The 22,077-nt window shown below is 39.9% G+C and carries 17 protein-coding genes; 3 read left to right on the forward strand and 14 right to left on the reverse strand.

Annotated features, from left to right (window positions below):
• Positions 1 to 25 precede the first annotated feature (25 nt).
• From RIC88_RS04265 to RIC88_RS04280, 4 genes are all read right to left on the reverse strand, one after another.
• The gene (locus tag RIC88_RS04265; RefSeq protein WP_350216242.1) at positions 26 to 607 is read right to left on the reverse strand and encodes a YdeI/OmpD-associated family protein; all 582 of its coding nucleotides are present in this window, start codon (positions 605 to 607) and stop codon (positions 26 to 28) included.
• Positions 579 to 977 (reverse strand): iron chaperone, encoded by a 399-nt coding sequence (locus RIC88_RS04270; RefSeq protein WP_350216243.1) that lies wholly within the window; start codon positions 975 to 977, stop codon positions 579 to 581. Before RIC88_RS04270 ends, RIC88_RS04265 begins: the two co-directional genes overlap by 29 nt.
• An 81-nt stretch (positions 978 to 1,058) precedes the next feature.
• A complete protein-coding gene (locus tag RIC88_RS04275) occupies positions 1,059 to 2,090 on the reverse strand; it encodes a proline iminopeptidase-family hydrolase (protein WP_350216244.1) in 1,032 nt (343 codons plus the stop codon).
• Positions 2,091 to 2,212: 122 nt separating this feature from the next.
• Entirely contained in the window at positions 2,213 to 3,382 is a 1,170-nt protein-coding gene (locus RIC88_RS04280) for a hypothetical protein (RefSeq protein ID WP_350216245.1), read from the reverse strand.
• A gap of 190 nt (positions 3,383 to 3,572) precedes the next feature.
• Between RIC88_RS04280 and RIC88_RS04285 the strand changes: the two genes are divergently transcribed.
• Positions 3,573 to 7,046 carry an ABC transporter permease gene (locus tag RIC88_RS04285; protein ID WP_350216246.1) on the forward strand — a complete coding sequence of 1,158 codons (3,474 nt, stop codon included), beginning with the start codon at positions 3,573 to 3,575 and terminating at the stop codon, positions 7,044 to 7,046.
• Positions 7,047 to 7,065: 19 nt separating this feature from the next.
• On the opposite strand, the gene RIC88_RS04290 is transcribed toward RIC88_RS04285, so the two are convergent.
• The 3 genes from RIC88_RS04290 to RIC88_RS04300 all read right to left on the reverse strand — a co-directional run bounded on the left by RIC88_RS04290 (position 7,066) and on the right by RIC88_RS04300 (position 9,343).
• Complete coding sequence (locus tag RIC88_RS04290; RefSeq protein ID WP_350216247.1) at positions 7,066 to 7,803, reverse strand: DUF6503 family protein; 738 nt, start codon at positions 7,801 to 7,803, stop codon at positions 7,066 to 7,068.
• Between the two features lie 64 nt (positions 7,804 to 7,867).
• Positions 7,868 to 8,563, reverse strand: a complete 696-nt coding sequence (locus RIC88_RS04295) for a DUF6261 family protein (protein WP_350216248.1) — start codon at positions 8,561 to 8,563, stop codon at positions 7,868 to 7,870.
• 225 nt (positions 8,564 to 8,788) lie between these two features.
• On the reverse strand, positions 8,789 to 9,343 hold the full coding sequence (locus RIC88_RS04300) for a hypothetical protein (RefSeq protein WP_350216249.1): 555 nt from the start codon (positions 9,341 to 9,343) through the stop codon (positions 8,789 to 8,791).
• 215 nt (positions 9,344 to 9,558) lie between these two features.
• Here RIC88_RS04300 and RIC88_RS04305 point away from each other — a divergent pair, with 215 nt between their 5' ends.
• On the forward strand, positions 9,559 to 10,572 hold the full coding sequence (locus RIC88_RS04305) for a fatty acid desaturase (protein ID WP_350216250.1): 1,014 nt from the start codon (positions 9,559 to 9,561) through the stop codon (positions 10,570 to 10,572).
• 16 nt (positions 10,573 to 10,588) lie between these two features.
• Here the strand turns inward: RIC88_RS04305 and RIC88_RS04310 are convergent, their stop codons facing one another.
• The 7 genes from RIC88_RS04310 to RIC88_RS04340 all read right to left on the reverse strand — a co-directional run bounded on the left by RIC88_RS04310 (position 10,589) and on the right by RIC88_RS04340 (position 17,760).
• On the reverse strand, positions 10,589 to 11,893 hold the full coding sequence (locus RIC88_RS04310) for a WD40 repeat domain-containing protein (RefSeq protein ID WP_350216251.1): 1,305 nt from the start codon (positions 11,891 to 11,893) through the stop codon (positions 10,589 to 10,591).
• A 24-nt stretch (positions 11,894 to 11,917) separates the two neighbouring features.
• Positions 11,918 to 12,376: a Kazal-type serine protease inhibitor family protein gene (locus RIC88_RS04315; RefSeq protein WP_350216252.1), complete on the reverse strand. Its 459-nt coding sequence runs from the start codon at positions 12,374 to 12,376 to the stop codon at positions 11,918 to 11,920.
• Between the two features lie 91 nt (positions 12,377 to 12,467).
• The gene (locus tag RIC88_RS04320) at positions 12,468 to 14,240 is read right to left on the reverse strand and encodes a MutS-related protein (protein WP_350216253.1); all 1,773 of its coding nucleotides are present in this window, start codon (positions 14,238 to 14,240) and stop codon (positions 12,468 to 12,470) included.
• Between the two features lie 24 nt (positions 14,241 to 14,264).
• Positions 14,265 to 14,705, reverse strand: a complete 441-nt coding sequence (locus tag RIC88_RS04325; protein WP_350216254.1) for a heavy-metal-associated domain-containing protein — start codon at positions 14,703 to 14,705, stop codon at positions 14,265 to 14,267.
• Positions 14,706 to 14,746: 41 nt separating this feature from the next.
• On the reverse strand, positions 14,747 to 16,942 hold the full coding sequence (locus tag RIC88_RS04330; protein WP_350216255.1) for a TonB-dependent receptor: 2,196 nt from the start codon (positions 16,940 to 16,942) through the stop codon (positions 14,747 to 14,749).
• A gap of 80 nt (positions 16,943 to 17,022) precedes the next feature.
• Positions 17,023 to 17,409, reverse strand: coding sequence for an HYC_CC_PP family protein (locus tag RIC88_RS04335; RefSeq protein ID WP_350216256.1), 387 nt, complete (start codon positions 17,407 to 17,409; stop codon positions 17,023 to 17,025).
• Between the two features lie 27 nt (positions 17,410 to 17,436).
• Complete coding sequence (locus tag RIC88_RS04340) at positions 17,437 to 17,760, reverse strand: hypothetical protein (RefSeq protein WP_350216257.1); 324 nt, start codon at positions 17,758 to 17,760, stop codon at positions 17,437 to 17,439.
• 359 nt (positions 17,761 to 18,119) lie between these two features.
• Here RIC88_RS04340 and RIC88_RS04345 point away from each other — a divergent pair.
• On the forward strand, positions 18,120 to 22,077 hold a 3,958-nt coding region (locus RIC88_RS04345; protein ID WP_350216258.1), incomplete at its 3' end, for a M4 family metallopeptidase.

Consider the following 22,077-nt stretch of genomic DNA (forward strand, 5'->3'; position numbering starts at 1 on the left):
ATAAATCAAATTTAGTCATGAATACTCATCGCTCATTCCATCCTTTACCCTCATAGATTTTTGGCATAGCTTTCTCAATTCGTACAATACGTGTTTTTGATTGTTTAGCTTCAGAGAAATGGAGGAGATAGCCTCTTTGTCTTCCTGGGGTAAGTGCTTCAAAAGCAGCCTTGAAATCCGAATCTTCTTCAAGTTTGGTCTTCAACTCTTCAGGCATAGGAAACTCCTTCGTTTTTTTCATTTCCACCTTCAGTCCGGCCTTCTCTACCTCAATTGCTTCATAAATGTAGGCTCGCAAAGTGTTAGCTTGATCTACTATTTCCTTCACACTCGTGAACCGAGCCTGTCTGGCAGACTGTACATTTTCTGTTTGCTGTATTAGAATCTTTTCTGAATCGCTGAGTAGGGCGCCCTTGTGGAATAGATATGCACAATACTCCTTAAATCCATGAATGAGAACAATATTAGCGCCTTTGAATGTGTAGCACGGGCATCCCCATTTCAATTCTTCGGTTAGTTCGCAATCCAGCGCAATTCTTCGAAGCTGGGTATATTCTTCCTTCCATTTGGTGTCCTTTTCAAAAAACCAATTGACTTTGGGGTTCATCCTGATTACTGTTTTTTGCTTTTGAAATTTTCTCTTTCAGCAGTAGTCCCAAATATTCAGTCGGAACTGCCTGGTCGTATTTAATTTGAATCGTCTCCTTTCCAGTTTGATAGCCCATCTTTTTAAGCTCTTCCCTGTGTTTATCTGTTAAGACATCTGCTCCGATCCCGAAAGTAGCGTGATTTTTAAAAGCTGCAAATCCAATATGCATCCCTTCAAACTTATAAAAAGGGACGTTGTAGCTTATGCTTTCATCCGCATTTAGGATCGTGTTTAGAATGATCTTGCGGAGATTTCTCAGCGTATCTTTTGAATTTTCATCAGCACTTTGGATGTAAGAATCTACACTTGAATGATTTTTCTTGCTCATTTAACTGACTTTTTTCGCTTGAGATAATACATAGTAAGAAAGCAGAGCGAGTTTTGTCATAGTAATAGAGTTTATTGTGAGTTATTCCTGAGCATTTACATCCTTGATGAACTTGATCAACCCTTCAAAATAGGTCTTTTGGTCGTCGTACATGGCTAGGTGACTACCATTTGGACAATGGAGGTATTGTCCGTTTTGAACTGTGTTAGCAATCATTTCCATGTGTTTAGGATCCATGGTATCGTAAGCTCCTCCAATGGATAAGGTAGGAACTGTGATGTTTGGAAGCTGGTCCGTAATATCCCAGTTTTCGAGCTTTGCACCGCCTTTGATGCCAAATTCACTAGGCCCTTGCATGGTCAGATAAAGGTCATAATTAAGGTTGGCAAATGCCCGGTTGACAGGATTCGGCCATTTGCCCAATGGCATCCTTAATACATGCTCAGTATAATAGTTGTTATACAAAAGCTCAGCATATCGAGGATTGCCATAATCGCCTGCTTCTTCAAGTGCCATGACCTCAGCCAAAACAGCTGAATCCATTTGTGGTCCCAGTACCTCCTCTGCATATTTATTATATTCTGGCACAGAGGCCATCATATTGGAAATGATTAATCCTTTTAGGTTGTCCTGATATTTCAAAGCGTATTCCATGGCCAGAATGCCGCCCCATGAGCTGCCCAATAAGTAAAAGTTGTCCTTGTTAAGTCCCAGGGCTTTTCTGACTTGCTCTACTTCATCTACGTAACGGTCGACAGTCCATAGCGTTGAGTCGTTTGGTTGATCGCTATAAGCTGATTCTAATTGATCATAGTAGTAGTATTCGATTCCGGCCTTCGGTAAAAAGGAATCACAGCTTTCGAAATACTCATGAGTTGCCCCGGGACCACCATGAAGTAGTAGTAGTTTCATATCCGGGTTGTTGCCAACTCGTTTAGTGTATACTTTGAACTTACCAGCTTCTGTTTGAATGGGGATCATTTTTACCCCACCTGATAATTCATCGTCGCGATTGGAATAGTCGAGGTAATTGTTTGAGGTTGATTCAGCATTGTTTTGTGGTTGGCAGCCAAATAGCATAAGAGCCATAAGTAGATAGATCGTATTTTTCATAGTAACTAACTAGGTTTTATCTCAAGTTAATAAACCACGATCAAAAACTTTACTATTGTTTGACTCAACAGGCTGGAAACGAACTTGATACAGAGATAGCGAATTAAATGATTGAATAAATCCTAACTGGCAATTTCGACCTTGACATTTTCTAACTGTTCTACCAAGTAAGTTGCCCCAATTAATCTGCTTTTCTTAATCCACTCATCAAGAACCTGTTCATTGGAATTCATTTTTGCTTCAGCAATTGCGGCAATCACCTTCGTTTCCATTGAAAAATACCCTGCCCTTGGATTGTTAAATACATCGATCTGTTCTTGAACCAGCATCCGATTATTAACCTCAAATGCATAGGTAGCTAGATAAGCACGCCCTAGCATTTCATAGAATATTTCTCCAGTTGACAGGAAGTAAACTGATGATTTTAACAACTCAATTGCTTCTTCAGGCTTACCAATTTCACCAAGGTAATGAGCGTAATAGATGTCATACACATACCTATCTCTATCTTCTTGTTCATTAGCCAGCTCATTGACTTCTTTCAGTTTTTCACCAGCTTCCTCCAGGTTTTGCAGAACAATAAGGGTTTCAGAGAGGTTAGTTGCAGCCTCAATAGTTGCATGACGATCACTATCTGCTTTAGCCTGAGATAACGAATGCATGCCATATGCTTTCGAAGTTTCTAGTTCATTTTTTAACCGATGCTGCCAGCAAAGATTCATTAAGGTATACCAACGGCCATGTGTGTTCTCCTGTTTACCATAGTAATCGTTGGCCCATTTCATATGCTTGATCGCACTATCAAGATGTACTAAACCTGAGACCGTAGCATCATATCCATAGTTGTTGTAAATCATCGCTTTAGCAGCTTCATCATTGAGTTGGTTTACAATTTTCAATTGTCTGTTTTGATGATCAATCGTTTCCTCAAACCCCATTCCTAGACTGAAATATGACCAGCTAAGAATATTGTTGATTTTGTATTCCAACTGAAGATCCTCGATCTCTTTAGCGAGGACAGATCCATTTTCTCCATACCGCTTAGCTTCTTGGTAATTACCATGCATTGCAGACGCGCGAGCTAGATGAAAATACATTTCTGCCTGACCGGTTTTGTCTTGTTCTTTTTCAAATAGTTCCAATGCAATTTGAGCTGTATCAATAGCGGCGGCAAAGGATTTGCTTTTTATTAATTCCAGGGTGGAGGTTTTGAGCGAATGGGCTCGTTCTAATTTACTTTCTGAATTGCATGATAAGATGAAGAGTAGAAGAGGAATAGTCAGATATTTCATATTTAAATGGTTTTATAATCAATACTACGAATAGGACATTGATAAGTTGGCTATATCCTATATTTCTGTTTCTTGAAGGTGGGTGATGGACTGAGTCTTCCGAAGTTTCTAAAACTTCTGAAGTCTTTTTTTTTCCCATTTTTGGTTGATGGAGCAGTGGATGCAATTTCCTTGGTTGGAAACCTTTTTGATGAGCACGCTTATAATTGGTGGGCTGATGGGAGTGATCCTTCTACTAAGTAAATCACCATCCGGGAGATGGTTGGGGTTTCTATCCATTGCTTACCTGACCGTTTTAATTTTTCAATTTAGTTCCACTACGTATTTAGCTCCTGCTTCACTGACTCTGATTTCAATTACCTTCTTTTTGTATGTCAGGGCATTTTTTTACCAAAAGAATCGGACCAGTCTAGCTCACTACATTTTTATGATGGTTCCATTTGGAGTGGGGATACTTCTGAGTGAATTGTCACTTGTTGTCGGGCTAATCAGTGGTCTTTTGATTGTTGTGTATACGATACTTACCATCCGTTTGCTATTAAATGAACAGAATCTTCGTGGTTTTTCTTACTTCCAGAATCCAGGCTCACGGATAGCATGGCTAAGAAACTTTGTGTTTCTGAATGTTATATTCATCATTCTATTAGCCTGGCAATTGCCAGTGGAGATACTGGTGATTACCTATTTGGTGTTCATTTCCTTTATCCTGTTTCCGTTATTTAATGAGTCGTCTTTTCTATCTCCAATTCCAATTGGGAACAAGTACCAGAAGTCCACACTGACACCAGCAATCAAGTCAGCAATCATTGAGAAGGTGAATAAAATTATGGATGAGCAGCATTTTTATCTCAGAGATGATGCTTCACTTACCTCACTAGCTAAGGAACTCGGCGCGTCGACTCACCACCTTTCCCAAGTATTGAATGAATCACTCAAAATCAGCTTTCAGGATCTGATCGCAAGGTTTAGAGTTCGTGAAGCTTGTATGCTGCTTCGTGACGAGAAGCAGGATCAGGTTAAAATTGAGAACATCGCAACAATGGTTGGCTACAACTCAAAGTCAGCCTTCAATACTGCGTTTAAGAAGCGTACGGGCTTAACTCCGTCAGAATATCGCGAATCAAAGAACGTTCGGACTTATGGGGAAGAACGTCTATCCGAACGGAAAGCACCATTGGTTGGAGGTGGCACCTTTCATTTGAATCATGTTTTTAACCTTAAAATAAAAAGCGGCATGATTCAGCATTTTTTCAAATCCTTTAGTCGAAATATAAAGCGCAATGCGCTGTTTTCATTCCTCAATGTGTTGGGGCTTACGGTAGGGTTTACCTGTAGCATTCTGATTTATTTGTTTGTGCAGGACGAATTGTCCTATGATCGGACTCTTCCTGATTCAGAACGCATTTATCGTATTGCCTGGATGTCGGATAACCCACAAACCCGGACGCCTCATCCAATGGCTCAGGCAATGGTGAATGACTTTCCTGAAGTTGAGGAAGCTGTAAGCTTTTCTCCCTGGTATGGTCCGGCACTTAGTAAGGATTTTATTCGAGTGGAAAATGAAAAACGGAATATAATTTTCGAAGAGCCCGATTTCTTCTTTGCCGACTCTACTTTTTTCGAAGTGTTTGAATTGGAATTAGTGGAGGGGGATAGAGATGCACTCAAAAAGCCTTTTGCTTTTGTGATCACAGAATCGCTTGCAAAAAAATATTTTGGAGACTCCAGCGCAATTGGTCAGGAATTAAGAGTAAATCAAATGCCGATAGCTGTGTCTGCTGTTGTTAAACCAATGCCGACAAATTCTCACTTTCATTTCAATGCAATCATCCCGTATGTAACCCTTAAGCAAATCAACCCTAATGACGCATGGATGAAATGGGGCGATTTTGGACATTTCAATTACATCAAATTGCAGGATGGTGCGAGTGCCGATATACTTGAAAGCAAAATCCCCGGTTGGGTAGAAAACTATCTCGATTGGGATCAATCAGATATTGAACGATTGCGATCTGGTGAGTTAAGGTTTGAACTTCAACCGATTGAGGATATTCACCTCACCTCACATATCAGATGGGAGTTGGAGAATAATGGCAACAACCTGTACATCTACATTCTTACCGGAACAATGATATTCATATTGATTATCGCAGGGATCAATTATGCGAATCTTACTACTGCAAAAGCTATTGAACGAGCAAAGGAAATTGGAGTTAGAAAGACTTTGGGTGCGGTTGCAAGAAACCTTTCTATTCAGTTTTTTATTGAATCTTTTTTATTCTGCCTGATTGCCCTGGTTTGTTCTCTTTTTCTTGTGGGACTATTACTAAATGGCTTTAACGAGCTAGCTGGAAAAGATTTTTCTTTCGATAGTTTATTGGTCGCTGACTATCTATTCTACGCTTTATTCTTGTGTATTTTGGTTTCCGTTTTAGCTGGTTTTTATCCTGCAATTACGCTTTCCAGCTTTCAACCCACTGAGGTGCTTAAGGGCAAGCTCAAATCCAGTAATCGTGGAGTTGGCTTAAGAAGTGCATTGGTAGTAGTTCAGTTTACCATTTCAGCTATTTTAATAAGTGGTTCTTTTATTGTTTTCAAGCAAATCCAGTACATGAAAACGACAGATCTGGGTTTTGATCAGGATGCGGTCATCGCCTTGAATGTTCCTATGAGTGTAGAAATAGGCGGAGTGGATATAAAAGCACTACGGACAGCCCAAAATCAAATGGAAAATATCAATGGTGTTACCGGTACGATTTTGACATCAAGTGTACCCGGTGGACAATTCAACCAACATCAATTCTATTTGAAGCATGAACCTGAGAATCGTATTGATATTTCCAGTTTTGTCGTAGATTATGATGTTGAGAAAGTGCTGGGGATTAAAGTTATTAAAGGAAGAGCTTTTGACAGAAGTCATGCCAGGGATTCACTATATAACGTTTTGGTTAATGAAGCTGTAGTTGAACAGTACAATCTTGAGGATCCCTTAGGTAAGACCATCGTTCAGCGTTTTGGTCAAAATGTATACGAGCATACCATTATTGGCATAGTAGAAAACTTTCATTTTCAATCACTGCATGAAGAAATCCAACCATTGGTTTTGTCAGTCCAGCCACCTGCAGCAGGCCATATTCTGGTAAAAATGAACGGGAAAGAGTTTGGAAGAACAATTTCAGAAATAGAGCGTGTTTACACCACCCATATTGACAATGATGTGGCGTTTGAATACCAATTTTTGGATAATCAATTGGCAGAATTGTATGACCAAGAGGAACGAACACTTTCCATTTTTTCAGTTTTCGCCTTGATAGGTTTGCTTTTAGCCAGTCTTGGTCTGCTGGGGATGGCCATCGCTGTTATGAACCAACGTGTGAAAGAGGTGGGGATGCGAAAAATACTTGGTGCCTCTACGATCCAAATCATGGGGATGATTTTAAGCCAATTTATTCGTCTTGTGATGGTAGCGATGCTTATTGGCTTACCAGTTTCTTACTTTCTTATGCAAAGTTGGATTACAGAATTCTCCTATCAGTCTCCTTTTGGTGTTATGCCTTTCTTGTTGTCAGGCATCATTTTGATAGCGGCAGCCATGATAAGCGTGATTTCAGCAGTGACTAAAATTTCGTTTTCCAACCCGGTGGAAGCGCTGAGGTATGAGTAATTTATGATTGAAGAATATGTCAATACGAAATTGACATATTCTTCAATTCAATCAGTGACAATTCAATCAGCTTACCATCCATATAAGCCCGATCGATTTCCTCGAGTGGCACACTATCCTTGATTTTTGGTTTCAGGTTTTTATAATCTTGAATAGTAACTCCATTTATTTTCCTGCTATTGTAAGCCACTCTGAAACGTAAACCCCTGCCTTCATCTTCTTCCACATAGCTATATGCCAGATAGTCCATACTATAATCTTCAGCATCAAACCAGTAGTAGAAAATATCATCAAAGTCTTCACCACCACCTTCCTGATTAAAGGTCACCTTGATTTTATGGTAGTTCTTATCGTTAATCTTGATGGTTCCCTCGTAAGATTTATTGACAGCAGCATCATTAAGTCGGAAGGGTAGAAAAGCAAAGTAGATTACGGAGTTGACCGAACTGGTATATGCCGCTCTCTTTTCTTCTGTGATTTCAGCTGTATCACCATTGATTGTTCTGATAAGTCCATTATTATCCAAAATGTCGCTTACCTGATTTCCAATTGAGTCGCGCTGTGTTCTGGTGTAGACATATGCTCCACTTTTCATAAAAAACGCGTATTCAATACTTCTAAAAGTGAAAGAAGCTTCAGCATTTTGGAGTTTTGTTACGCCGGAAGCTGCAATGGCCTGATCAATAACCTTTTGTGCAGATGGAATATTAGGACTACAAGCTACAACAGTAAAGAAAACTAAAATCAATTTTTTCATTTCACAACCAAACGTAAAACAGATGGGAAAAGGTTTGTCTCCGGAATGTCAAATCAGGTATAAATTATGAGGCTAGCTGTTGTCGTTCTTTAGCTTCCTGCATCATATCCGTAATGATGATATTAAGCTTGTCAACTAATGTCTCAACCCCTTCTTCTTTATCTTCCTCCAGAAGCTCAACATGGTTCAGGAACAGAGTAATTTGCTTGGATAGCTCGGTCTTCCATACAACTACTTGGGGTGGTTCATTTTTTGTGTTTTCAGTTGTCTTTTCGTGATAAATCTTATCAAAACTTTCATGCGCATTTAGCATTTCCTCCAGGAGATCAGCTACACCTGCATGAGAGATTTCATCAGCACACCTTTCCAGATCTTCTACTAGGCTTCTCATGGCCTCACTTTGAGCAATGTATCCAAGGTTATATAAACTAAACCCTCTTTTCCGAACTACTTCAACGAGCTTTTCTCCGGCCTGCTTGATGGAGGTTTCTGTACGATAGGACGCTGAGAGCACGCCATATTTGAATGCCTGGAATGCGTCATCTCTTAGCAAATCAGCCTGCTGAACGCGAGAGGCATGGACATTGGAAAGACCTTTATTCAAGGTATCAGATAGGACACTGCTAGCATCTGTGGTTTTCTTGATTCGGTTGCCCAGCGTGTCTTTGAGACCTGAGGTGCTTACCGCTTGAATTAGTCTCTCGGCGATTACAACCAGTTCCTCCGAAGTTAATAGTGAGTGTGAAAATTGCTTAAGCATGTTCGTGTTGGTGTTTGTGATATTAAGGGTTCTTTTGAAGCAAGAAAATACCTTCTACTCAAAGTTGAAACTAAACTTCGATAAGGAGCTTAAAATTTCAGACATAATCGAATTGATTAAAAAAAAACCCTCGAATTGAGGGCTTATACTTTTCATAAATAAAAAGGTGTCCCGTCATGAAATAGGTTTACACAAAAACTGTAACGTTTATTCAGGACTAGTAGCTTATAGTTGCTTTAAAATATCTTTTCCACCATCAACACCTTCTTTAAGTGCATTTTTCACTGCCTCTACTGATTCCATGCTGATTTCTCCGGCAGCCTCAACAGCCGCCACGATTGAATTTTTGGTGGCAGATAAAGTATCTCCACCAACTTGCTTCACTCCGCTGATAGAACCTTTCACTGCTTCAACTGCAACAGATCCAACATCTAAGCCCAGGTTTTTTGCGGAATAAATAGCTTGCTTTACAGAACCTTGCACGGCATCTTTCTGATCTACGCCGCTTTCCATTGCGCCTTGTACAGCACCATTAACAATTCCTTTTACCAGATCGATTACTCCCTTTCCGATATTGGATAAGCCTTCAAATGTGCCTTGCACGATGGATGCTGGCACCTGAACTCCTTTTATGACTATATCCTTCGTCCCTTTTATGGTTTTAAGAGTTACGTCTTTCACTGAATCTACAATGGTACTGCCAAGATCAGCCGTACCTTCTATCGCTCCTGTTACGCCTCCTTTGATTCCGTTTACAAGTGATGTTATAATTTTTGTCATAATTCTATTATTTGGTTGTATTCAATAATAGAAGGCGCTAATCCATGCAATTGTTCAAAATAATTTGGATTAATCACACATATATTTTTATTGATTTTAATTTAAATAGGATATATTGGATGTATGCTGCTTCTATTGAAGTCTTTTTCGTCTAACTTTGATTTTCACAACTTAAGCCTGCCCTGCTTTTTCATTTTTCTAAACAGGCAACACGCATGACATTTATTGATAAAGTCCTTAAGGTACCTTCCTATGGTTGGAAAGACACACGTGGAGAGTTAATTATTCCTTCAAAGAAGCAGCTCTTTAAAGAATTTTTCTCAAGGATTAACATATTTAAGAATCGAAAAAACTGGATTTCAGGTATTAGCTGGGTGATGGTGGTTTGCATGCTGCCATTCTTTTATTTTTTCATTTTTCATTTTTTCAGTCTCGGACTTTTGGCTTTCTTCATGGTTTATGCCATGATTATTATGAGCACGCATGGTACCATCTGGTTTCACAGGTATAGTACTCATCGAGCTTACACCTTCACAAACTCCTTTTGGCGTTTCCTCACTCAGAATTTGGTTATTAAAACCTTTCCAGAAGAGATTTATGTAATTTCTCATCATGTGCATCACGCAAAGTCAGATGAACCGGGAGATCCTTATAATGCTCAGGCCGGGTTGTTGTATTGCATGATGTCTGACGTCAATCATCAGAGCATTGCCGATGGTCTTACGGAATCCGAATATAAGAAGGCGTTTAACTACATGAGACATACTGGTGTGCAATTAAATAATTATAAACAATATCAAAAGTGGGGTTCTGTTGCCACACCTTGGTATACGATTTCACATTGGCTTCTCAACTGGGTTTTTTGGTACACTGCATTTTTCTTTATCGGTGGGCATGGTCTGGCATGCACAGCCTTTAGCGCTGCTATGTTCTGGTTTGTGCTCGTTCGTGCGTTTAATTACACTGGTCACGGCAAAGGAAAAGAAAGCCACAAGGATGGGATAGACTATGATCGCAGCAACCTGTCGATTAATCAGACCAGGCCTGGAGTGTTTTCAGGCGAGTGGCATAATAATCACCACTTGTACCCGGAAAGTGCAAGAGCTGGTTTTCTTCCCTACCAACTTGATCTGGCATGGGTATACATTTATTGTATGTATAAGCTAGGGGCGGTAGCCACCTATAGGGATGATAAAAAGGAATTTCTAGCTAAGTATAGGAAGCAATAGGTTATTCTGTGCTTACTTAATCTGAGCAGGTCACTGAATAGGGGATATCCCTACCTACAAATTCAGCCCACTCATCCTGGGTGAGATTTCGGTTTATGAAAGTGCAGATTCTCGATGCAAGAATCGCAGGGTCAACCGGCCAGGTTCGAATGTATTCATCTCCACCACCGGTAATAACCTGGGTACCTGTAGGGTTGAAGCTGCCAGTCAATACCCAGTCATCATGATCATCTAGAATAATAGGGAGCTTGCGCGAATCGGTGAGATCCCAAATACGCGCTGTGCCGTCTCTGCTGGTGGTTAATAGTAAATTTCCATTTGGAACAAACTGTATATCTGTCACCGTACTTTGATGTCCTGAGATGATTCGGATAAGTGCCCTTTTGGGGATGCTCCAAAGGATCACATCCCCTCTATCCCGACCAATTGCCAACGTTTTTCCATCCGGACTTATGTCCAGACAGTTTATTGCAAAAGTTCCCATTTCATACCCAAAATAGGATTGTTGCCTCCAGTTTTTCATGATGTCTTCAATGGGGCTTTCCTTTACCTCATATGGTTTTTCCCAAGCCTCCAACACTCCTTGTTCCGTTCCGGCATAGATGGTACCGTCCTGCTCATCTACTTTTAATTGGTTTACTTTCAAAGCAGTTTTTCCTACCTGTTCGGATTTTGCATCGAAACCTTTGAGGACTAATTCACCTGTTTTTGCCACTGTAAGGTATTTTCGTTCACCCGGAAGAAATGTGGCAGTTTGCACAGGCTGTGGATCTTCCAGTATCTTGATGTCATCCTGAATATTTTGATCCGTTGGGATGAGCGCAAGGCCTTCCTGATAGAAAATGGCCATAAGCACTTTACCATCTTTTGACATCTCTATGGATTGAATGATCTTATCAGATTCATAAATTGTTTGCGGGATACTCCTTGGGTTCTCCAAATCCCATTTGAGGATTTTGCCGTCAGTAGAAGACGAATAGTAGTGGTTAGGGTCTTTACCAAAGACAAGAGAGGTGACGGTGTTTGAATGCATACCGACCTGATTATAGGCCATATTTCTTACGGTATCATATCCCAGGTATTTGTTTGCCTCATAGAGTGCCTGATACACATTCAGGTGGGATACGTAGGGCTCTGTATTTCCCTCTTTCCAAAATTCATAGGCCTGCCTTGCCACCAGCGCTTTTAGATCGGTGAGATATCCCGGCATGACCAGCGATCGTTGTGACATGGACATGACTAATTCGGTGGTAGTTGGATTCACTTGTGCACTGCTAAGCAATGCAAATGATAAGAGAGTGGTGGTGGTGAGGAAGCGCATAGTTAAATTTAATAAGGAATTAAGTTAGCGGCATTCTCCATCTTTCCACCTTGTGACACCTGCCTGACCTGCAGAGCAAGCATTTCCATAAGTTATTCCATCACATCCACATACAGGAGCTAAATGTCTGGAACATGCTCCTTTTGAATCAGAATCAACTATTAAGCAGTCGATTCGAGATAGAAAATCCAAGTCGGTTAATTGATTTCCTGTTTGCTTTAATCTTAGAACCTGTGAAACATAAAAGCCTTCCTTGAAAGAGTCAGCTTTTCCATATATCAGATATGTCTTTAGCCGCTCTGGACAAAATGAGCAACTATTGTTACAATTAACTTGAATTGGAATTGATTCAAAACCTATTTGCCAATTTGATTTAAACATTTCAAGGATTCCAATACTGACAAATTCTTTATTTTCAACTTGGTAAGTGGTTCCTGCTATTCCCTGAAAAACAAAATCTGCTTGCTCAAGAGCTTCTTCCATAGTGAGCTCATTACATTCATTTTGATTTGAGGTAGATGAAAAAAGGATGAGTAAAATCAGAAAGACCATATGTTAAAACTACGCATTCTCTTTAAATCACGCTCATCTTCTTCATGATGAAACTCGCACTTTTGTTTTCGCAAATTCCTTCTCTAAGCTTATAATCAAAAACCAACTCGTCATTCACGATCTCAACTTCAAATCGTTTGTTGGATAGGATTTTTGGGTGCTCATTGGTGACGTTGCAAACTTCCAGGTCATGTGTGGCGATACCACCGAAGGCTTTTTTTTCCACCATTTTTCGAATGACCTCCATGGTGCCATTTCGTTTGTCATCAGAGTTAGTCCCTCTTAAAATTTCATCTAACAATACAAAGCCTTGTTCCTTGTCCAGATGATCCATAATTGTCTTCAGCCTTTTGACCTCAGCATAGAAATAGGATTCACTGTCTGATAGTGAATCCGACAGTCTCATGGAGACAAATACGTGCATTGGATGAACATTCGCCTTGCTGGCATAGACTGGGGCTCCTATTCCTCCAAGCACCATATTGACTCCAAGCGTACGGAGAAATGTACTCTTCCCTGACATGTTGGAACCTGTGAGAATAAAGAACTTTTGATTGTCAAAATCGATCGAATTGGTTACTGACTTTTCTTTGGCAATTAGCGGATGTCCCAGATCTTCAAACTGAATATGTTGTTCAGAATTGATGTACGGAAATACAAAGTCAGAATTATTGTGAGAAAAGTTAGCCAGACTATTCAGCTGCTCAAACTCACCAATTACATCTAACCAGTCTTCGATGTGTGTAGCGTATAATCTTCTCCATTTTGCCAATGATCGCAAGACATGAAGGTGATAGGTAAAAAGTCCATTCAAAATAGGGCCGGCAAAGATGTTTTGCACATGCTCTAATCGGCCAAAAAGAAGAGATAGTTCATGAATGGATGTACTGGCTTTTCGGTGCGTTGATTGTAGTCTGTTTTGAAGGTTTTTAAGTTGGGTAGATTGAAAAGAGTGTTTTTCTATCTCTTTCAGTAGAAAGGAATATTGCCTGAGCAGGTGTTCAATTTTTGTGGAGGTGATTAATTCACTTTTGATCGACGCAATTTGAGAAGCAACAACCCCCAGATTGATCAAGCCGAGTAACAGACTGAGCCGTCCGGCCAGTTCATTTGAGTATAGGAAATATAATCCAAGCCCAACCAGCATCAACACCGGACTTAGGAAGGATACAATATTCATCAAACCGGATATCTTAGTACGCTGCTTGCCGGCCCATTTCATGAGATCCGAATAGGATTCATTGGTATCCGGATTAAGTCTGGCCAGAGCCAGTAAGTGCTGACGCCACTCTACCTGGGGAGCCATTTCACGAACGGCCTCCTGACTTTCGATAATATGCTCAGGTGATTTTATTGACTGAAGCGTTTCAGCTAGTTTTCGTTTTCCTGTAACGGTTCCGGTTCGATTAAGCGTTTGAAAGAGTGATCGATCTCCGAAAAAATCCAGATCATAAGAGTAGGGGTGGTCATGCTGGACAAACTCATCACCATTATCAAAGTTCAAGTCTCCTTCGATTAAAAATGAATGTTCGTCTTCATTGATTTGAATTTTAGCCTTCACCAGTTCGTGCATCCACCGAACAGACCGATGCTTGTTCACAAGCATGAAGAAGGTGATGGTAGCCAACAAACCCGATAGGAGAAATAGAAATTCCTCAGTTTGCAGGTACTTGTAAAACAAAAAACCGGCAGCCAGAATGGTAAGCAAGCGGGTCGTGCTCAGTCTTCGATCACTGACTGCTAGTTTGGTTGTTTCTATTTGAAGCCGGGTAATGTTGTTTTCGTAAACTTTCAATGTGCATTCGTTATGAATGCAAGATTAACGATTATCAGCCTTTGGTTTTAGTGGAACCTGTGGAATTGGTGTGCCATGGGCTCCATCCTTACAACACATCGGCAAATTGTCATATGCTTTAGAATCTCTCGCGAGAGTATCTGCATGATAGCCAACTAAAGTAATTCTCCTTCGAATGGTCTGTGCATCAGTTCGCTTAGGATGATAAACCACTGTCATCACCTTGTCATCCAAATTAAGTGTTGCTTCTTTCACGCCTTTTTCGAAAGCCAGGTCTTTTTCCAATGTATTCTTACACATCTCACAGATGGCTGAGGTTTGAATTTCCACTTTAAACCCTCCATCTACTTCTACCGGCTCTTTTTGAGAGAAAGAAGAGGTTAGCAATGAAATCATTAATAAACCTCCCCCTAATCGCCTCCAAAGGGGGATAAAATTCTGATTTTGTTTTTGTGTATTATTCATGTCTAATGTCTGTTATCTAAAGTCTAAAATCTAATTTCTAATTATCTCTTAATCTTATATCTAAATCCCGCATACACCATGCGTCCGGCTACAGGCGCCCATACAAGGGATGCATCAAAATTATCACTGAAAGGATTTTCCGAGTCAATAATCGGGTCGTCCTGAGTAAAACCAAGTAGGTTTTCCGAACCTACGTAAATATTACCCCATCTGAATCCTCTGCTGACCTGTGCATTCAGCAAGAAAAAGTCTGGTGAAGCTGATCCTCTTTGAAACTCTGCTGGCTTGTTTGAAGTGTCCGGTAATCGCTTGCTTCCAAACCATTGGAGTGTTGCATCTGCTTCCCATTTGTCAAATTTCGTAGCATATGATCCATTCACGAAAAACCTATCTCTGGCATTGAAAGGAACTTCTTGCAATTCACCATTAATTGTGGCTTGCACATCGTATAGCTTGTAAGCAGCCTTTGCACTAAATCGATCGGAGAACTGATAGTTTCCTTCCAATTGGAAGCTATGAGCATACGATTTTCCTCGAAGGTTATACACCCTAAGCTGACTGGCATTTTGATCCATGTCATAGATAAGCTGATTTTCAAACGTGGTATAGAAGTAATCAGCAATTAGATTAAGCTTTTTGTCACTAATAATGATAGCCGTAACCAAACTACCTCCCATGTTCCAGGATACCTCCGGTTCCGGATTCTCTTCAATAATCAGCTGACGAGAAGAGACCAGGATGTTACTGTTTTCTACGATTGTATTGGGTGTTCGAAATCCACGACCGATTGCAGCTCGTAGTGTTGTGTTCTCAGTAAATTGAAAGCGTGAATGAAGCCTCGGAGTGAAATAGGTGCCGTACAAATTATGGAAGTCAGTTCTGGCACCAGCAAGTAGCGTAAATTTTTCCCCAGGAGAAAATGTGTACTCGTAATAAAGACCCGGAACTACTTCTTGTCTGCTAAAAGCCGAATCAGCATACACTTCATCAAACTCATCATAAAGCATACTTACCCCGGTTCTATATGAATGAAAGGAGTTTCCAATGATGTTTTGAAAGATCACATTACCATATAGTGTTTTCTCAGTTCCCTGATAATTATCCCTTCCAAAACCGCCAGCAATATCCAGATACGATGCTGAGTAAATAAATCCCCAGCCCTTATACGGTTTGTGAGGAAAAAGGAGCCCTGTCTTACCAAATACTTCAGCTCGCGTGGTATTGTTTTTAAATCCATACTGAGCAGATGTTCGAAAGTCATCTCCAAAATCAAAACCTAGCTGTCCACCAGCTTTTTCGTCCCTCATCACCGTAAAGCCTATCTGAGACTCCATGTTTTTTCCATGATATTTATATCGATTCATCACATTGATCTGTCTCCCTTTCGGAATATCCATGAAGCCATCATTATTCTGATCCACCTCGCTATTGAAGTAATTGGAGTGAAGGAGTAGGGCGGTACTCCATTGATCATTTATATTCCGAGCGTGGTTTGCATTTATCTCCAAGCGTCCCATTGAATTCGCATAGGTATTTAAATAAATTTTTTCACTGTTTTCAGGCTTTTTAAGCTCTACATTAATTTGTCCTGTCATCGATTCAAAGCCATTCACAACTGTGCCTGCACCTTTACCCACATCAATGGATTGTACCCAGGTGCCCGGCACGTATGTCAAACCATATCTGCCTGCTAAGCCGCGTACATTAGGAATGTTTTCCCGATTTATCTGAACATATCGTCCATCCAATCCTAGCATACGGATGGTCTTAGCTCCACTCACTGCATCAGTAAATGATACATCAACGGAAGCATTTGTTTCAAAACTTTCAGATAAGTTGCAACACGCAGCTTTGGTTAATTCAGCTTCCGTAATAACTTCTACATGTTTGGATTCACGATCATCCAAAAAAGTACTACTTGCTTGTACGACTACCTCGTCAAGTTCTTCTGTATTCTCTTGCAGTTGGTAATGCTGTTCCTTTGATAGATCAGCCTTTACAGTATCTGAAATAAACCCTGAATAAGAAATTATCAGTAGGGCTTCTCGTTGTGAAAGTTTCAACTCAAACATTCCGCTAACATCTGTGACGGTTCCGTTTCGAGTCCCATTTTCAAGAACAGTCGCTCCAATCAGTGCCTCATGTTCAGTAGTTTCTACTTTACCACGAACAGTTTGTCCGAGTGTTAGGAAAATAGATAGTGCAAAGCTCAGTGCCAGGCCTATTCTTATATACATGTTATTAAATTTTGATTGTAAAAAATGAATTAGTTAACAGGCAATGAAGTGTTGCCTGTCATTTGTGTTACAATCAGGTATTATATCAGGAAAGACTGTATCAGGATGGGAATATCCCGATCGGAGAAAGGAGGGTCATAGTTTTGAAACGCAGGTTTTTCGTGCGTAATTGTAGAATTGATATCCTTTAGTAGGATATGATTAATAATCGCAAGTTCAAAAAGGTTAGGCGTAGCATCAAAATCGAAAGAATGATAAACCAGTTCGTCAAGTCGTAGTTCTTGAGAGATTTCCTTGCAGCAAGGAATATCTTCTGCTTCACCTTCATAGCAGTGATCAGCGTGAGCATTCACCGCCATAGACTTCAACTCCCCCAGGCAATAATGCTTATTTAGGGTGATGCCAGTAGTAGCAATCAACAGAATGATTGCAAGTAAAATATTTGCTATGTTTTTAGCTATTTGCACTGTTGCAAAGATACGTATATCAGCCGTTTATGGTTCGTTGATTGGTTCAAATTCAGAAAAAACCTCCTGAAACTCATTAATATTGACAGGCCTTTCAAAATCACATGCTTCTGCATATTCTGCCCACATTTTTTGTATAACTACGTTTGTATGAGCTTTCTCAATGGCTGCTTTCGATTTCCATTCAAAAACTTCAATGACAGAACCATCCTTAGCTTTCATAAGGATTGGTGCTCTGTCGGTAACCAATCCCTGTTCATTTAATTGGTCGTAGTGATTTAATGATAGTTGAAGAAGTTTTTCTTCTTTACCGGGTTTTGGTCGATAGCATGTAATTACAATTCTTCCCATGATGTTGTGTTTGGTCATTCATACCTCAACGCACTAACCGGATTCATTTTTGTAGTTTTAAACGATTGGAAACTTACAGTGACAAACGCGATAGCTGCTGTAATTAATAAAGTTACTACAAAAATCAACGGATTGATTGATGTATGGTAGGCAAAGTCATTGAGTCAATCATTGCCATAATACCATATTAGAGGGATAGACAACAGATTTCCAATGATAACAAGGAACTCAAATTCTTCGACATGCGACATGATTTCTTTTAGTTTGACTATACAAAAACTTCTAATGATTAAGTAAAAATTACTTTAGTTGAGTTATGTTTGACGCTTTGTTTAATACTTTTTTTATTTCCTATTTAGATGAGAACACTATTTCACCACCACGCTACTAAAAGTTTTTTTCTTATTGCTTTTTGTCTTTTAGTATTTAATGCTCAATTGATTGCTCAAAAGCGGCAAATAATTTCTGGCGATGCAGCTAAAGAAATTGTTAAAAACGCGAGGGTCGTTAGTCTGGAGGGGGAGAATACCATTAAAAAAATTGAATTCGAACCTAAGATTTCACTCGATAACATTTTGAATTTTAAAGAAACACTTTCACTTGGTTCGGAAGGTGATTTGAGCTTAGTCAAATCGTCAAATGATAACCTTGGATTTGAACACTTGAAGTATAAACAATTGCATAAGGGTTATGAAGTTTTAGGAGCCGAAATGATATTTCATAGTAAAGCGGGGCAGGTTAAAATAGCAAACGGCACCATCATTCGAAACCTTAACATCACCACGAATATCCAGGTTTCAGAGGGAGAAGCATTAGAAATTGCCAAGCTGAAAATTAATGCACACTCATATATGTGGGAAAGCAAAGTGTTTGAAAATATGTTAAAGAAGGAAAAAGGAGATCTTTCAGCAACATACTTTCCCAAAGGGAAATTAGTAATAAGTAGAAAAAGATATGCTTCTGATGAACCGTTTAGGCTTGTTCACCAGTTTGAAATTTATAGCTACGAGCCTTATGGAAGATACAATGTAGAGGTTGATGTTGAAACTGGTGATGTAATAAATTTTTACAATAAAATCCATCAAACGGCAGAAACCGTGACCGGAAGTAGTTTGTACAATGGTGACGTGCAAATAGATGTCGACTTTGATGGGACAAATTATTCATTAGCCGAAACAACAAGAGGCAATGGAATATTTACCTTTGATATGGATGGCGGGACTGACTATTCATCAGCGACTCTTTTTTCTGAATCAGATAATTACCTTAATGACCCTAACATTCGTGCCGGGGTTAGTGCCCACTTTGGAGCTGAAGCAACGTACGACTACTATCTGAATAATTTTGGAAGAAACAGCTTTGACAATAATGGTGCATCAATCAACTCATATGTGCACTTTGATGTTGATTACTTCAATGCCTTTTGGGATGGTTTTAGAATGACTTATGGCGATGGTGATGGGGTATCTGCCACCGCTTTGGTAAGTCTGGATATTGTAGGTCATGAAATAACACATGCCGTTACAGAATATAGCGCAGGTCTTATATATGCCTATGAGTCAGGGGCTTTAAATGAATCTTTCAGCGATATTTTTGGCCAGTCTATTGAATTTGAAGCAGTTCCTGGTACGGCAAACTGGAATTTAGGAGATGAGATATTCACCGATGGCGTTAGTATGATTCGCTCCATGAGCAATCCTAATTCACAGGGAGATCCTGATACATACCAAGGAATTAATTGGGAATTTGGAGATTTTGATAATGGTGGTGTTCATATCAATAGTGGTGTTATGAATTACTGGTATTATTTGTTAGTTGAGGGCGGTTCAGGAACCAATGATGATGGATATAGTTATAATGTGCCTTCTATTGGGAGAGGTGATGCAGAACAAATAGCCTATAGAAATCTTACCGTTTATTTAACCGCATCATCAGGATACATCGACGCGAGGGTAGGATCTGAATTGGCTGCAATAGATTTGTTTGGAGAAAATAGTGCAGAACATTTAGCTGTTATTGAAGCATGGAACGCAGTTGGAGTTCCCACTGCTGATCCGGTACTCTCTGTGGTTGATAATCATGATTTTGGAGATACCCCGGTTGGCTTAAAAGTGAAGAAGGAAATAACAGTAACCAATCTCGGTAATGCACTTTTAGCAGTAAGTTCAATTACTTCAACCAACCCTCAATTTGAAGTATCTCAAAGTACACTACAAATCCCAGAATCTTCGTCAGCGAAGTTCGCCATTTCATTTACTCCAAGCGAATTAGGTAATACATCAGGGGAAATCACCTTGCTTAGCAATGGGGGAGATGCCACTATATCGATTGTTGGTAATGGTGTAGAGCCACCTGTGATTTCTGTTTCACCTAGTTCACTCAACGAAGCATTATTTACCGGTGAGATAGGAATACAGAACATAACCATAGACAACTCTACCGGTGGAAGTAATTTGCAATGGGAAGTTGGGCTTGATTATATCACAAATTCTGGTTTAGTCAAGGGAAGCTCATACCAAAGGGATGTCATTAAATCATCACGAATCAAAAGCTCACCTTACGAGCAGCCAATAAAAGATTTCACGTCTCAAAAGCCAACTAATATTCAAGCAAAATCAGCTAGTGGTATAGGGGGTAAACTTTATGCCCTCGATCATATTAACCAGTTGATTTTAGAACTTGACCCTGAAACCGGAGCTATTCTTAATTCATTTGATTCACCTGAAAATATATATGGGGGACCGGATGGATTGGCCTATGATGGTTCTCATCTTTATTTTACAAATGATTTTGGAAGTGGTAATATCCACAAAATTGATGCAACCGATGGAAGCCTAGTGGCAACAGCAAATTTCTCAAATTTGGCGATTGATGGATTAGCCCATTCCGGGGAGTTTTTATATGCCAGTGACTATTCATCATTCCTAGTTTATAAATTGGATTTCGATACAGAAGAGGTCATAGAAACCATAGATCTAGGTCAATACATTGGCGGAGGATTTACTTTTGCTGGCCGCAGAAACTCCTACTTTGTGACAAATTTTGGAGATGTGATCTATGAAGTAGATGCTGAAACAAACTCTATTCTTAATAGCCTAATCCCAAATGGGACCATTTATGGACTTGGTTATTCAAATGCCCTTGAAGTACTTTTTGTGTCCAATGTTAGTTCAGGCACAGTACAAGCATTAAACCCGGACGATGGGACTATTCTTTATGAATTATCAATTGGGGGATTTGCAGGCATTGCAAGTGATGAGGGCATGTTCCATAGTTGGCTCAAGCTTGCTCAAAATGGTGGAAATTTAGCACCTGGAGAATCCTTAGAGTTGGAAGTTACCTTTGACGCTACCGGGCTTTTTGGAGGTGAATATTCTGCTAATCTAATCATCGAAAGTAATGATCCAATCAATACAGAGGTGACTGTTCCGGTCGCACTTGATGTGACAGGAGCACCAGATATTTCAGTTTCATCTAATTCTCTTGATTTCGGTTCACAATTTATGGGAGCAATAATTACGGATACGGTTATTGTTTCCAATGTTGGAACAGATGATTTGATCATTTCCAGTATTGAAATAGATAACACAAAATTTGAATATGAACTATCGTCAGATGTTATTGCACCATTTGATAAGGCATTGTTGATCGTTACCTATTCACCCGATGCAGCTATTGAGGATAATGGATCAATCACCATAAATAATAATGATTCAGATGAATCCATAATTACAATTTCATTGGCTGGGGAAGGAGTAGAGCCACCGGTAATGCTCTTAAGCCCCGATACTATTCATGACGATGTATTGGTAGGAGAAACTGTCCTGCAAAGTATCACTGTTGATAATTCTACCGGAGGCAGTGACTTGGTTTGGGAGATGACAATCACGAGCGATACAATCAATGATTTAGCATTTGAAAAGGAAGCATACGCAGATTGGACCCTTGCAGAAAATCAGGATTGCATCACTGAGAATGTATGTCTTACCAGAGGAGACTCACAAGGACTTTTTAATGCTGTTGTTGAGACTTCATATTCTTCAACCTCCCCATCCGGAACCGAATGGGCACGCGGGACTTCAGATGACCCGACTTCTTCTTATTCAACATGGAGAAATACGATAGAAAGTTGCCCACCCTGTCACCTAAACCAACCCTTGTCTTTGCATCTAATAGAGGAGGATTTATACTTTGATGTAGTCTTCACTAGTTGGGACGAAGGTGGAAGTGGAGGTGGATTCAGCTATGTTCGATCTTCACCGACACCAGGTTGGATAACATCTGAGAAATATCAAGGTACCGTTCCCGCCGGTCAGC

The sequence above is a fragment of the Ekhidna sp. genome (assembly GCF_040220215.1).
Classification (GTDB): domain Bacteria; phylum Bacteroidota; class Bacteroidia; order Cytophagales; family Cyclobacteriaceae; genus Ekhidna.